Source organism: Achromobacter sp. CF-sbj1-Ac2-l (assembly GCF_052698165.1).
The window spans coordinates 5,421,618-5,435,852 of the sequence record NZ_CP199855.1 but is presented as its reverse complement, the minus strand read 5'-3'; the positions used below and the strand labels follow the sequence as shown (position 1 = coordinate 5,435,852).

General features: G+C 66.6%; 11 protein-coding genes. 7 read left to right on the top strand and 4 right to left on the bottom strand.

The window, feature by feature from the left end; all coding sequences use genetic code 11:
- Positions 1–51: 51 nt before the first annotated feature.
- The 4 genes from ACUDCK_RS24915 to ACUDCK_RS24900 all read right to left on the bottom strand — a co-directional run bounded on the left by ACUDCK_RS24915 (position 52) and on the right by ACUDCK_RS24900 (position 4,588).
- A complete protein-coding gene (locus ACUDCK_RS24915; protein WP_054500659.1) occupies positions 52–537 on the bottom strand; it encodes a dihydrofolate reductase in 486 nt (161 codons plus the stop codon).
- A 126-nt stretch (positions 538–663) separates the two neighbouring features.
- Entirely contained in the window at positions 664–2,727 is a 2,064-nt protein-coding gene (locus tag ACUDCK_RS24910) for a putative bifunctional diguanylate cyclase/phosphodiesterase (protein WP_175143473.1), read from the bottom strand.
- A 398-nt stretch (positions 2,728–3,125) separates the two neighbouring features.
- A complete protein-coding gene (locus ACUDCK_RS24905; RefSeq protein ID WP_054500661.1) occupies positions 3,126–4,097 on the bottom strand; it encodes a thymidylate synthase in 972 nt (323 codons plus the stop codon).
- 47 nt (positions 4,098–4,144) lie between these two features.
- Positions 4,145–4,588, bottom strand: a complete 444-nt coding sequence (locus tag ACUDCK_RS24900) for an OsmC family protein (RefSeq protein ID WP_054500662.1) — start codon at positions 4,586–4,588, stop codon at positions 4,145–4,147.
- 114 nt (positions 4,589–4,702) lie between these two features.
- Between ACUDCK_RS24900 and coq7 the strand changes: the two genes are divergently transcribed.
- The 7 genes from coq7 (at position 4,703) to asnB (ending at position 14,233) form a co-directional block, all read left to right on the top strand.
- A complete protein-coding gene (coq7, locus tag ACUDCK_RS24895) occupies positions 4,703–5,380 on the top strand; it encodes a 2-polyprenyl-3-methyl-6-methoxy-1,4-benzoquinone monooxygenase (RefSeq protein WP_175167060.1) in 678 nt (225 codons plus the stop codon).
- An 859-nt stretch (positions 5,381–6,239) separates the two neighbouring features.
- A complete protein-coding gene (locus tag ACUDCK_RS24890; RefSeq protein WP_054500664.1) occupies positions 6,240–7,343 on the top strand; it encodes an MraY family glycosyltransferase in 1,104 nt (367 codons plus the stop codon).
- Between the two features lie 99 nt (positions 7,344–7,442).
- Positions 7,443–8,720 carry a Vi polysaccharide biosynthesis UDP-N-acetylglucosamine C-6 dehydrogenase TviB gene (gene tviB / locus ACUDCK_RS24885; protein ID WP_116793789.1) on the top strand — a complete coding sequence of 426 codons (1,278 nt, stop codon included), beginning with the start codon at positions 7,443–7,445 and terminating at the stop codon, positions 8,718–8,720.
- Positions 8,721–8,732: 12 nt separating this feature from the next.
- Positions 8,733–9,758 (top strand): SDR family oxidoreductase, encoded by a 1,026-nt coding sequence (locus tag ACUDCK_RS24880; RefSeq protein WP_054500665.1) that lies wholly within the window; start codon positions 8,733–8,735, stop codon positions 9,756–9,758.
- A 1-nt stretch (position 9,759) separates the two neighbouring features.
- On the top strand, positions 9,760–11,109 hold the full coding sequence (murJ, locus tag ACUDCK_RS24875; RefSeq protein WP_116793787.1) for a murein biosynthesis integral membrane protein MurJ: 1,350 nt from the start codon (positions 9,760–9,762) through the stop codon (positions 11,107–11,109).
- Positions 11,110–12,255: a glycosyltransferase family 4 protein gene (locus ACUDCK_RS24870; RefSeq protein WP_054500667.1), complete on the top strand. Its 1,146-nt coding sequence runs from the start codon at positions 11,110–11,112 to the stop codon at positions 12,253–12,255.
- 46 nt (positions 12,256–12,301) lie between these two features.
- Positions 12,302–14,233, top strand: a complete 1,932-nt coding sequence (asnB, locus tag ACUDCK_RS24865; RefSeq protein ID WP_175167061.1) for an asparagine synthase (glutamine-hydrolyzing) — start codon at positions 12,302–12,304, stop codon at positions 14,231–14,233.
- Positions 14,234–14,235: the final 2 nt, after the last annotated feature.

The following is a 14,235-nucleotide window of genomic DNA, read 5'->3' as shown; positions in this document are numbered from 1 at the left end:
TGCCGCCGGGCGCGGCGGCGGCGCCGGCCGCGGTCATCCCCAGGGCGGGGTTCAGGCGCGTTCGTACGTCACGAAATCGTAGCGGTAGCCGTTTTCCTCGGGCTGCGCCTGGCGCGCGGTTTCGCGCCACTGGAAGCCGGGCAGCAGCGGGAAAAAGGCGTCGCCCTCGACTTCGGCATGGACTTCGGTGGCCAGGATGCGGCTGGCCTGCGGCAGGGCCTGCGTGTAGATCTGCGCGCCGCCGATGACGAAAGCCTCTGCGCTGTCGCCGCAGGCGGCGACGGCGGCCTCCAGCGTCGGCACCACGGTGGCGCCCGCGGCCTCGAAGGCGGGGTTGCGGCTGATGACGATGTTGGCGCGGCCGGGCAGGGGGCGGCCCAGCGAGTCCCAGGTCTTGCGGCCCATGATGATGGGATGGCCCAGGGTGCTGCGCTTGAAGTGCGCCAGGTCGCCCGGCAGTTTCCAGGGCAGGGCATTGTCGCGGCCGATGGCGCGGTTGGTGGAATAGGCGACGATCAGGGTCAGGCGGGCGGACATGCGGGGGCGGGCGCTCGGAAGGGGAGCCGGCGTGGCCGGCGGGAAGACCCCAAGCGTAGCAAATCTGGCCGGCAGGGGCGGGCGGCGGGTAGAACCGCCGCGTCGCGGCGGGGCGTCCGCGTCGGCTCAGCTTGAGGCGTGTTCCAGGAATTCGTCGGCGGGCATCGGCTTGCCCAGCAGGAAGCCCTGCAGCGAATCGCAGCCCAGGCCCGTCAGGAATTTCTGCTGCGCGGTGGTTTCCACGCCTTCGGCCACGATGCGCAGGTTCAGTTGTTGCCCCAGCGCGACGATCGCCGAGATGATGGCGGCGTCCTCATTGTCGTTGTCCAACTGGTTGACGAAGCCGCGGTCGATCTTCAGTTCGGTGGCGGGCAGGCGCTTCAGGTACAGCAGGCTGGAGTAGCCGGTGCCGAAATCGTCGATCGAGATGGTCACGCCCAGGCCGGACAGGCGCTTGAGCACCGTCAGGCTGGCCTCGGCGTCGCGCATCGCGGTCGATTCGGTCACTTCCAGCGTCAGGCAGGAGGGCGGCACGTCGTGCCGCGCCAGCGCGGTGCGCACGGTCTCGACCAGGCCGGAATGGGCGAACTGCAGCGCCGAGATGTTGACGGCGATGGTCCAGTGGCCCTGGCCGGCATCGATCCACTGGCGCATCTGGCGGCAGGCTTCGTTGATGACCCATTCGCCGATCGACAGGATCAGCCCGGTTTTTTCCGCCGTCGGAATGAACTGGTCGGGACCCACCAGGCCGCGGGTCGGGTGGTTCCAGCGCAGCAGCGCCTCGGCGCCCATGATAGGCCCGGCGGGCGCCTCGTACTTGGGTTGGTAGTGCAGCACGAACTGGCCCCGTTCCTGCGCCAGGCGCAGGTCGTGCAGCAGTTCGATCTGCTCGTGCGCGTCGGCGTTCATCGACGGCTCGAAGAAGCTGTAGCCGGTGCCGCCCAGGCGCTTGGCGTGGTACATCGCCGCGTCGGCGTTGGTCAGCAGGGCGTGGGTGTCCTCGCCGTCGTTGGGGTAGATGGCGATGCCGACGCTGGAAGTCACCAGCACTTCATGGCCGTACACCATGACAGGGCGGGCGATCGCCTCGATCAGGCGGTCCGCCACGTTGGCGGCGTCGGTTGGTTCCACCACTTCGCTGAGCACGATGAATTCGTCGCCACCGAGCCGCGCCACGGTGTCGTGGGTGCGCAGCGTCTGGCGGATGCGCTGGGCCAGGTCGATCAGCAGGGCGTCGCCGGTGTGGTGACCGTAGGCGTCATTGACCGCCTTGAAACCGTCCAGGTCGAAGAACAGCACCGCGAAGTAGCCCTTGCGGCGGCTGGCGCTCTCGATCGCTTGTTCCAGGCGGTCCTCCAGCAGGATGCGGTTGGGCAGCTTGGTCAGGGTATCGTGGAGCGCCAGTTGCACCAGTTCTTCGTTGGCCTCGGCCAGCGACGAGGCCAGCGCCGAGGTGCGGGCTTCCAGGCGGTTGTCCAGCACCGCCACCACCAGGGCGATGGCGAGCACGCTCAAGGTCACGGCGGTGACCGCGATGGCCAGCCAGCCGGCCGAGATGCCGGTGTTCGCCGCCATGCAGATGCTGTCGGCCGGAAAGCCGGCGGCCTTCATGCCCGTGTAGTGCATGCCGACGATAGCCAGCCCCATGACCACCGCCGCCAATGGCCGCGACAGCGCCACCCGCGGGCCGTCATGGCGCAGGCGGTAGGTGATCCAGAGGGCGGCGCCCGACGCGGCCACCGCGATGGCGATGGACAGCGCGAACCAGGCAGGGTCGTAGACGATGCCCGGCATCATGCGCATGGCGGCCATGCCGATATAGTGCATGGCGGCGATGCCGGCGCCCATCAGCAGGGCGCCCACGATCAGCCGGCGCCAGGGCAGGTCGTCCTTGCAGACGATCCACAGCGCGAAGGCGGAGCAGCCGATGGCGATCGCCAGCGACAGGAGCGTCAGCGGCAGGTCGTAGCCCATCGGGATCGGCAGACTGAACGCCAGCATGCCGACGAAGTGCATGGACCAGATGCCGATGCCCATGGCGAGCGCGCCGCCCGCCAGCCAGTAACGCGCCGCCGGCAGTCCGTTCGCGGCCCGGACGCGGTTGGCCATGCCCAGCGCCGTGTATGACGCCAGGATGGCGACCCCTAGGGATACGAGGACGAGCGAAGGGTTATATGTTCCAACGAGCATTTTTGGGGTCCTGTCCTAAGCGCATACAGCCGCCGCGCCGGCCTCAATTCAAATCAATTAGTAGTCAACAGTTGCAAACGAGCCGCAAGAGGATCCTGCTGTCGACGCTGGCGATTTACGTACTCACTAGTCTGGATGGGGGGTGCGGCGCTGCACTGCAGGCGGTCGGCGAGGCCGGGCGGCTTGCCCGGCTACGCGGCGAGTGGCAGGCACGGCGCGACATGGGCCGTTCAGAAACCAAGACGCGCAGGGCTTGCTTGCCGCGCGTCCGAGGCTAAGGGATGGGTTATACCGAAAACGCGCCTCCAGAAGCTCACCAATCTTCACCTGCGCGAGAGGGCGCGCCCGGCGCCTGCGCGCCCGGCCTTTGGCCGGTGTGCGAATGCCGTTCGCCGCTCTCAGACCGCCATGGGCGCCGTCAGCGGAGCGTGGTGGGTGTAGCCCTGCAGCGAAAAATCGCCCGGCTCGACCTTTTCGAGCCATTCCGGCTCGTAGCGGCCCGTCTGGGCGAAATCGGGGATGCGGTCGGACAGCACCAGCCGCGGCGCTTCGTGCGGCGTGCGGGTCAGTTGCTCGCGCAGCATCGGCAGATGGTTCTCGTAGATATGCGCGTCGCCGATGAAATAGGTGAACCAGCGGGGCGTGTAACCGGTGAGCCGGCCCACCAGGTGCAGCAGCGCCGCGCCCTCGGTCAGGTTGAACGGCGTGCCCAGCCCGACATCGTTGGAACGGATGTACAGGCACAGCGAGATTTCGCGGGTGGTCGCGTTAGGCAGGAACTGATATAGCAGGTGGCAGGGCGGCAACGCCATTTCCTCGATCTGCGCCCAGTTCCAGCCGTGGAACAGGATGCGGCGGTCGCCCGGACGCTCGTGGATGGTATCCAGGCACTGGCGCAACTGGTCCACCGCTTTATAGAGCAGCACCCTGGATACGCCGCCGTCCTGCAGGTCGGCCACCTTGGTGTAGCCGCGCGCCAGGGCGTCATCGACCTGGCCGGCGCGGTCCGCGTCCAGCACCTTGTACGCCGGCCACTGGCGCCACTGCACGCCGTAGACCGGGCCCAGGTCGTCCGGGCCCTCGCGGTACGGATTGGCCAGCCATTGCGCGTTTTCGTTGGCGTTCTGGTCCCAGACCTTGCAACCCAGTTCGCGGAATTGCGCCGCGCTGCGCACGCCCCGCAGGAAGCCGACCATCTCGCCGATGGCGGACTTGAAGGCCAGCTTCTTGGTGGTCACGGCCGGAAAGCCCTGCTGCAGGTCGAAGCGCAGCGAGGCGCCCGGCATGCTCAGCGTGCGTATGCCCGTCCGATTTTCCTGCCACGCGCCGGTGTCCAGGATGGCTTGAACGAGGTCCAGGTATTGTTTCATGGGTACAGAATCTGAAAAGGCTGAGGTGGCGTCGGCAACGGGCCGCGTCAGGCCGCCGCGGGGGCTTCCTGGGTATCGACGATCTCCACCGAGAAGGTCAGTTCGGCGGTCTTTTCGAGCATGGCCGAGGCCGAGCAGTATTTCTCGTGCGACAACTGCACGGCGCGCTCGACCGCCGCGCGCGGCAGGTTGCGGCCAGTGACGGTGAAGGCGAAGTGGATGCGCGTGAACACCTTGGGGTCGACGTCGGCGCGGTCGGCCTGCAGCTTGACGCTACAGCCGGTTACGGCATGGCGGCCGCGCTTGAGGATCAGCACGACGTCATAGGCGGTGCAGCCGCCGGTGCCGGCCAGCAGCATTTCCATGGGGCGGGGCGCCAGGTTGTGGCCGCCGCCGTCCACCGCGCCGTCCATCACGGCCACGTGGCCGCTGCCGGTGCTGGCGGTGAAGAGCATGCCGTTGGGGCCGCCCCAGTCGATCGTGCATTCCATTTGTCAGGTCCTTGTGCTTGAGCGCAGTCAATGGCTGATGATACCCGTTGCGTACAATTCCGCATGAGAGCCCCGCCCCGCATCAGGGGTGTGCGGCAAATTCAGGAGCCGTCCATGTCCCCCACCTTGCCCCAATCCGGTCCCGCCGCCTTCCTGCGTCGTTCCAATCCGCTGGATGCGCTGTTGGCGGAAGCCGACCGGGCGCTGCGCGTGCTGTCCGGCAGCGCCAGCGCCGGCCGCGCCAATCCGGCCACGGCCGAGGAGGCGCCGGACACCCTGTCGGCGCAGGAAAAGCGCCACGCGGCCGGGCTGATGCGGGTCAACCACGTGGGCGAAGTCTGCGCCCAGGCGCTGTACCGCGGGCAGGCGGCGGTGTGCCGTGAATCCGGCCCGCGCGCCTTGCTGCTCGAAGCCGCCGGCGAGGAAGTCGATCATCTGGTCTGGTGCAACCAGCGCCTGACGGAGCTGGGCAGCCGTCCCAGCCTGCTCAATCCGGTCTGGTACGCAGGCTCGTTCGCGCTGGGGCTGCTGGCCGGCTATGCGGGCGCGCCGCGCAACCTGGGCTTCATGGCCGAAACCGAAAAGCAGGTCGAGGCGCATCTGGAAGGGCACCTGCGCACCCTGCCGGAGCAGGACACCCGCTCGCGCCAGATCGTGCAGAAGATGAAGGATGACGAGGCCCAGCACCGCGCCAGTGCCGAGGCGGCGGGCGGCGTGCCGCTGCCTGGTCCGGTCAAGGCCGCGATGCGGGCAATGTCCAAGGTCATGACGACGACCGCCTATTGGGTCTGACCGCGACGCCCGGCATCCGGGGCGGACGCCGCCAGCGCCCGCATGCCTGCCCATGGGGCATGAAAATGTTGCGATGCGCAATAATTGCAGCATATTGGTGCCGTATGCACCTTTCCGGTGCAAGGCATAGGCCGGGAATACCCGGAATCAGCTAGGGTAAGTCCGTACGGGGTTTACCCCTTCGGCAATAACCCTCCGTTTTTGGAGGTCATTGCTGTATGCGGCTTTGCGGGCGACGGCCGAGGAGTTTGCGGCAAAAATGCAACGTGAAATGGTGCAGTGCGCAGAGCTCAAAAAAATTCTTGCATCGCACAAAAAAACCCGATACTATGCATCTCATCGGATGTTGAAACGCAGTCGGCGCGGTTCAAAAGCAAGACCCAAGCAAAATGAACCCCGACAGCGCAGCGAATGAAAGCCGCTCCCAACATGCCACGGTTGTCTCCTCCACCCTCCTCCTTTGGTGGATTTAGCCCGAGATCTCACGATCTCGGGCTTTTTTTTAAGCCGAATCAATGCGTCCCCATTTAAGCCCGCTGCCGACCATCCGCATCGGACGAGTCGAGGCGCAACCGCCGCGATCATGCCTGGGCGCCCTCCGCGTTTTCCCTTGGATATTTCGCGTGTGCGGAGGCGGAAAGCTCTACAATTACTGCATGAAATCCGTATTTCCGCGCGCTGCCCGCCGCGTTGCCGCATCTCCCGTGAACCGGGGATGCCCGCACGTATCCGGGTCGGGGTTGCGGACGTTACGTTCTGTCCCGGTGATTTGCACTTCCTTATCCCTCCCATATATGGGCGTTACACCTGCCATTGATAATGGCCGGCCTGTCTCGATAGACCAACCAGAGGTGACCCTGTGACCTGGCTGTACATATGCGTGGTCGCGTTCATGGTGGGGGGACTCATCGTGGCGTCGGAGCGCTGGCATGGCGCCTTCACCGGCGACAGCGATCTCAACAAGCCGCAAGCGAATCATTCGCGCGCCACGCCCCGCGTCGGCGGCCTGGCCGTGCTGGCCGGCACGCTCCTGGGCCTGTTGGTGCTCGGGCCCGACAACATGACCCTGACCTGGTTGTGGCCGGCCCTGTTCGTGTCGGCGCTGCCCGTGTTCGTGGCGGGCCTGCTCGAAGACATCACCAAGGACATCGGCGCCAGCAAGCGTCTGCTCGCGGCTTTCCTGTCCGCTGCGATCGCGTGGTGGCTGCTGGGTGGCGTCAGCCGCGTCGGCATGGCCCCGGTGGATTATGTCCTGTCGTACTGGCCTGTTTCCCTGGTGTTCACCATGTTCGCGGTGGGCGGCTGTACCCACGCCCTGAACATCGTCGACGGCATGAACGGCCTGGCCGGCATGGTCGCGACGCTGATGGCGGTGTCCATCAGCCTGGTCGCGCTGCAGGTTGGCGATGTGCCGATCTTCCTGATTGCCGCGGCGCTGGCTTCGGCCACGCTGGGATTCCTGGTCTGGAACTTCCCGTTCGGCCGGGTCTTCCTGGGCGATGGCGGCGCGTATTTCCTGGGTTTCATGCTGGCCGAGCTGGCCGTGCTGCTGGTGGTGCGCAACCCTTCGGTGTCGCCGTTCTACGCGCTGGCGGTGTTGTTCTACCCCGTATTCGAAACCGGCTTTTCCATCTGGCGCCGCCGCTTCAAGCGCGGCGTGCCGGTGGACCAACCGGATGCCTTGCACCTGCATCAACTGGTGTTCCGCCGCCTGGTGCGCGTGACCTTCAGCCGCGGCCGCCGCCATGCGGTGCCGGCGCTGTGCAATGCGTTGGCCTCGCCCTACATGTGGGTGCTGGCCCTGATTGGCCTGGTGCCCGCCACCATCTGGTGGGACAACGCCTGGGCGCTCAGCGCCAGCCTGGTGGTGTTCGCCAGCGTCTATATCTGGCTGTATGCGCGACTGGTGTCGTGGCGCCGTCCGGGGTGGTTGCTGTTGCCCTCCGTCCTGCGAGCCGATTAAATATTGGGTGCCCCGGCGACCACCGTCGGGGACCCTGTCATTCGTCACCCGACCATATTATTTAGAATGCCGTAATCGTTTTACGGCGAAGGGAGAGTTATGTTGCGTATTCAGGATGTGAAGCTCGCGGTCGTCGGCCTCGGCTATGTCGGTCTGCCGCTGGCGGTGGAATTCGGCAAGAAGCGCTCTGTCATCGGTTTCGATATCAACACGCGCCGGATCGACGCCCTGAAGGCCGGGCATGACCACACGCTGGAAGTCAGCGACGCCGAACTGGCCGAAGCCAAGCAACTGACCTATACCGCCGACCGCGCCGAACTGGGGCAGGCCAATGTGTTCATCGTTACCGTGCCCACGCCGATCGACGAGTACAAGCAGCCCGACCTGACCCCGCTGGTCAAGGCCAGCGAAACCATCGGCGCGGTGCTCAAGCGCGGCGACATCGTCATCTACGAATCGACCGTCTACCCCGGCGCTACCGAGGAAGACTGCGTGCCCGTCCTCGAGCGTGTGTCGGGCCTGAAGTTCAACGTCGACTTCTATGCCGGCTACAGCCCCGAACGCATCAACCCGGGCGACAAGGCACACCGCGTCAGCACCATCAAAAAAGTCACGTCGGGATCGACGCCGGAAGTGGCAGAGCTGGTGGACCAGCTCTACAAGCAGATCATTACCGCTGGCACCCACAAGGCGTCCAGCATCCGTGTGGCCGAGGCTGCCAAGGTGATCGAGAACACCCAGCGCGACGTCAACATCGCGCTGATCAACGAGCTGGCGCTGATCTTCAACAAGATGGGCATCGACACCGAGGCCGTGCTGCAAGCGGCCGGTACGAAGTGGAACTTCCTGCCGTTCCGTCCGGGCCTGGTGGGCGGCCACTGCATCGGCGTGGATCCGTACTACCTGACGCACAAGGCGCAGTCGATCGGCTACCACCCCGAGATCATCCTGGCGGGTCGCCGCCTGAACGACTCGATGGGCAGCTACGTGGTGTCGCAACTGGTCAAGGCCATGACCAAGCGCCGCATCCACGTGCAGGGCGCGCGCGTGCTGGTGATGGGTCTGGCCTTCAAGGAAAACTGCCCGGACCTGCGCAACACCCGCATCGTCGATATCGTCAAGGAGTTGGGCGACTACAACGTGGAGGTGGACGTGTACGACCCGTGGGTTGACGCGGAAGAAGCCGTGCACGAATACGGCATCACGCCGGTCGCCAAACTCGAAGAAGGCAAGTACGACGCCGTGATCCTGGGTGTCGCACATCACCAATTTGCAGACTTGGGTGCCGCCGGCATCCGCAAGCTGGGCAAGCCGGAACACATTCTTTATGACCTGAAGTACGTGTTGTCGCCTGCCGAATCCGATTTGCGCCTGTAAGGAGGACGTTGCATGACCACACGCTTCGAGACCGTCACCCAGGAACTGGCCGCAGTGCCGCGCAAATGGCTGGTGACAGGCTGCGCTGGCTTCATTGGCTCCAACCTGCTGGAAGCCCTGCTGAAGCTGGACCAGACTGTCACCGGTCTGGACAACTTTGCCACCGGACACCAGCACAACCTGGATGAAGTGAAGGCCTCAGTCACGCCTGAACAATGGGCGCGCCTGACCTTCATCGAAGGCGACATCCGCGACCTGGATGCGTGCCGTCGCGCGGTGCAAGGCGTGGACTTCGTGCTGCATCAGGCGGCGCTGGGTTCGGTGCCGCGTTCACTCAAGGACCCGATTACCACCAACGACGTGAATATCGGTGGTTTCTTGAACATGCTGGTGGCGGCCCGTGATGCCGGCGTGAAATCGTTCGTGTATGCGGCCTCCAGCTCGACCTATGGCGACCATCCGGCCCTGCCAAAGGTCGAGGAGAATATCGGCAAACCGCTGTCTCCCTACGCCGTCACCAAGTTCGTCAATGAACTGTACGCCGATGTGTTCGCGCGTTCCTACGGCTTTGAGACCGTGGGCCTGCGCTACTTCAACGTGTTCGGAAAGCGCCAGGATCCCAACGGCGCGTATGCGGCGGTCATTCCCAAGTGGACGGCGGCGATGATCCAGGGCGAGGACGTCACCATCAACGGCGACGGTGAAACCAGCCGCGACTTCTGCTTCGTCGACAACGCGGTGCAGGCCAACATCCTCGCAGCAATGGCGCCGGCCGAGGGCCGTAATCAGGTCTATAACGTGGCCGTCAGCGGTCGCAGTACCCTGAACCAGTTGTTTGGATTCCTCGTGCAGGCGTTGGCCAACCAGGGCGTGACTTACGGTAAGCAGCCCGTCTACGCCGACTTCCGCGCGGGCGACGTGCGCCACTCGCAGGCCGACGTCAGCAAGGCCGGCCGCCTGCTCGGCTACCAGCCCACGCACACCGTGCTGCAGGGCCTGGAAGTGGCGATGCCCTGGTACACGCAATTCCTGCGTTGATTTGAAAGCACTCGTCCGCAAACTCGGCAGCATCCACCCGGACCACCAACGCATTTTCAAAGGTGCGTTCCGGGTGGCGGTGTTCCTGCTGCTGGGCAAGGCCGCCGGCGCCATCAAGGAGATGGCGGTGGCGTACCGCTACGGCGTCAGCGACGCCGTGGACGCCTATCAATTCTCGATGACGATGGCCACCTGGCTGCCGGTCACGATCGTGGGCGTGCTGTCGGTGGTGCTGATTCCGGTGCTGGTGCGGCTGCGCCGCGCCGAGGACGCCGAACGCGAGCAATTCATCCGTGAGCTGCAGGGCTGGGTGGCGGCCGCGGGCATCGCGCTGGCCGCGCTGACCTGGTTCGCCTGGCCGCAAGTAGTGGGCGCGCTGGGCCAGGGGCTCTCGGCCCGGGTCCGCGACATGACGGGCGAACTGTTGCTGGCCTTCGCGCCCGTGGCGGCATTATTGCTGATCGCGGGTATCAGCGCGGCGCGCCTGCGCGCGCATGAGCGCCACGTCAACACGCTGCTGGACAGCGTGCCGGCGGTGGCGACCCTGGCGTGGGTGATGCTGGCGGCCAGCGCCGAAAGCGTGGGTCCGCTGCTATGGGGCACGCTGGTGGGCTATGCGATCCAGACCGCCTGGCTGGCCTGGCTGGCCGCGCGCGCCGACGGCGGCTTCTGGGGCGCGCCCAGGCTGACCCTGCGTTCGCCGCACTGGCCCGAACTGATGAGCGCGGCCGGTGTGATGCTGATCGGGCAGGTGGCCATGAGCTTCGTCGGTCCGCTGGATCAATATGCCGCGGCCAACCTGGGCGCCAATGCCAACGCCACGCTGGGCTACGCCAGCCGGTTGCTGTCGCTGCTGCTGGGGATCGGCGCGGTGTCGGTCGGACGCGCGGCGCTGCCGGTGCTGGCCGACGTGCAGGCGCGTGGCGACACGGCGCGCGCGCGCGGCATGGCGCTGAAATGGTCGGTGCTGATGGTGGCTGCCGGCGGCCTCGCCGTGGCGATCGGCTGGGTGCTCGCGCCCTGGGGCGTGTCGGTGCTGTTCCAGCGCGGCGCCTTCACCGCCGAGAATACCGCCGCCGTGGCGCATGTACTGCGCTGGGGCCTGTTGCAGTTGCCGTTCTATTTCGGCGTGCTGATCCTGGTGCAGTTGCTGGCCAGCCAGAACCGCTATCGCATCATGGCCGCCATCGCGGTCGGCAATTTCGCGTTGAAAGCCGCGCTCAATATGGTGCTGGCGCCGAAGATGGGCGCCGCGGGCATCATGCTGGCCACCAGCCTGATGTACGTGCTGTCCTATGCCTGCTATCTGGTGGTGGCCCTGCGCCGCGCCGAACCCAAAGAGGCCGCCTGAATGTCCGCCGCTCCCGAGTCCGGCCGCCCGTTGCGCGTGCTGCTGTTCATCCATTCGTTGCATGGCGGAGGCGCCGAGCGGGTCGCCGCCGACCTGAGCGCGCATTGGGCCGGCATGGGCCGCGAGGTCATGGTGGTGACGCAGGCGAGCGCCGACGGCGACGTCTACACGCTGCATCCGAAGGTGCGGCGCGAGGTGCTGCACACAGCGGGCGAGGGCGGCGGCCTGCGCGGCATCTGGAGCAATGTGCAGCGCGTGCGCGCGCTGCGGCGCGTGATCAAGGCATTCCGGCCCGACATCGTGCTCGGCATGATGACCACGGCGTCGGTGCTGTCCGTGCTGGCGTGCGCCGGCCTGTCGTGCCGCGTCATCGCCACCGAACACACCCATCCGCCGTCGCAGACCCTGTCGGGCTTTTGGCAACGCCTGCGCCGCCTGACCTATCCGCGCGCCGCGCGCGTGGTGGCCCTGACGCGCGGCACCGCGCAATGGATCGAACAGCACGTGCCGGGCTCGCGGCTGGCGGTGATTCCGAATCCGGTGCATTGGCCATTGCCCAAGGGCGAACCGGCGTTGACGCCGCCTGCGGGCGACGGCCGCAAGCGCCTGCTGGCGGTGGGGCGGCTGCATGCCGACAAGGGCTTTGACCTGTTGCTGCGCGCCTATGCCCGGCTGGCCCCGTCGCATCCGGACTGGGATCTGGTTATCCTGGGCGAAGGCGACGAGCGCCGCGCCCTGGAAGCGCAGGTGCGCGAGGCCGGCTTGCAGGAGCGCGTCAGCCTGCCGGGACGCGCGGGCAACGTGGGCGATTGGTACCAGAGCGCCGACCTGTACGTGCTGACGTCGCGCTTCGAGGGGCTGTCCAATACCTTGCTGGAATCGATGGCGAGCGGCCTGGCCGCGGTGGCGTTCGATTGCGATACCGGACCACGCGAGATCGTGCGCGAAGGGGTCGACGGCGTGCTGGTGCGGCCCAATGGCGACGTCGACGCGCTGTGCCGCGAGCTGGATGCGGTGATGGGCGACGAGGCCTTGCGCCAGCGCATGGCCGAAGCGGCCACGGCGGTGCGCGAGCGTTTCTCCGCCGAGCGGGTGCTGGGCCAATGGAAAGAACTTTTTGACGGTGTGCGCGGATCGGCCCGCTAGGCCGCGCGCGACACCGTTGCTGCGGTGACCACGAGAACCTGAAATCATGTGTGGAATTGTCGGAATTTGGGGCCCCCTGGGTGACAAGGCGCAAGTGCTGGCGGAAAGCTGCCGCCGCATCCGCCACCGCGGGCCGGACAGCAACGGCTTCTGGGAAGACGCCGGCGCCGAGCTGGCGCTGGCGCACGTGCGCCTGGCGATCCAGGACCTGACCGAAGCCGGCCATCAGCCGATGGTGTCCGCCTGCGGCCGCTACGTCATGGTGTTCAACGGCGAGATCTACAACCACATGGACATGCGCCAGCAGCTCGAGGCCTCGGGCCTGGCGCCGTCCTGGCGCGGCCATTCCGACACCGAGACGCTGTTGGCCGGATTCACCGCGCTGGGTATCGAGGCCACGCTGCAGGCCTCGGTCGGCATGTTCGCCATCGCGCTCTGGGACCGCGCCTCGCGCAAGCTGGTGCTGGCGCGCGACCGCATGGGCGAAAAGCCGCTGTACTACGGCTATTCCGGCGCCGAGCTGGTGTTCGCGTCCGAACTCAAGGGCCTGATGCCGATCCCCGGTTTCGGCCGCAGCCTGAACCGCAATGCGTTGGCGTCGTTCATGCGGCACAACTACATTCCGGCGCCGCAGTCCATCTACGAAGGCATCGCCAAGCTGCCCCCGGGCACCTGGATCGAATTCACCGCCGACGATACCCGCAGCCGCCGCATGCCCGAGCCGCGCGTGTACTGGTCGGCGCGCGAGGCCGCCGACACCGCGGCGCAATCGCTGCTGTCGTTCGAGTCCGACGCGCAGGCCACCGACGCGCTCGAAGGCGTGCTGTCCAAGGCGGTGGGCGGCCAGATGCTGTCCGACGTCAGCCTGGGCGCGTTCCTGTCGGGCGGCATCGACTCGTCCACCATCGTCTCGCTGATGCAGGCGCAGAGTTCGCAGCCGGTGCGCACCTTCGCCATCGGCTTCCATGAGAAGGGCTACGACGAGGCGCAGCACGCCAAGGCGGTGGCCATGCACCTGGGCACCGACCACACCGAGCTGTACGTCACCGCCGACGACGCGCTGGCGGTGGTGCCGAACCTGGCCGACATGTACGACGAACCGTTCGCCGATTCGTCGCAGATTCCGACCTCGCTGGTGACGCGCATGGCACGCCAGCACGTCACCGTGGCCCTGTCCGGCGACGGCGGCGACGAACTGTTCGGCGGTTACTCGCGCTATTTCCGCGTCAACAACTGGTGGCAGAAGTGCGAGCGCATTCCGTCGCTGCTGCGCACGCCGGCCGGCGCGCTGCTCAGCGCCTCGACCCACCTGCCCGGGCGCGGCGCCTGGCGCGGCAAGGTCGGCAAGCTGGGCGAACTGCTGCGCGCCGATTCGCGCGGCGATTTCTACCGCCTGTTCGTGTCGTACTGGTCGGACCCGGCGCGCGTGGTCAAGGGCGGCGTGGAGCCGGTGTCCGAATTCGCGCAGGCGATGCGCGGCTCGACCTTCGAATCCATGATGAAGCTCGATACCGTGACCTATCTGCCGGACGACATCCTGGTGAAGGTGGACCGCGCCGCCATGGCGGTGAGCCTGGAGACCCGCGTGCCGCTGATCGATCACCGCGTCTATGAGTTCGCCTGGAGCCTGCCGCACCAGTACAAGGTGCGCGGCGCCACCGGCAAGTGGCTGTTGCGCCAGGTGCTGTACCGCCACGTGCCGCAGGCGCTGGTGGATCGGCCCAAGCGCGGCTTTGCCGTGCCGCTGGCGGCCTGGCTGCGCGGCCCCTTGCGCGATTGGGCCGAGGCGCTGCTGGATCCGGCGCGCCTGCGCCAGGAAGGCTGGTTCGAGCCCGAGCCCATCCTGCGCAAGTGGCGCGAACACGTGTCCGGACATCGCAATTGGGATAGCCATCTGTGGGGCGTGCTGATGATGCAGGCCTGGCTGGACCGCTACCGCGCCGGTGGCGAACAGGGAGGATCGGTTGGGAGTCGCTGACG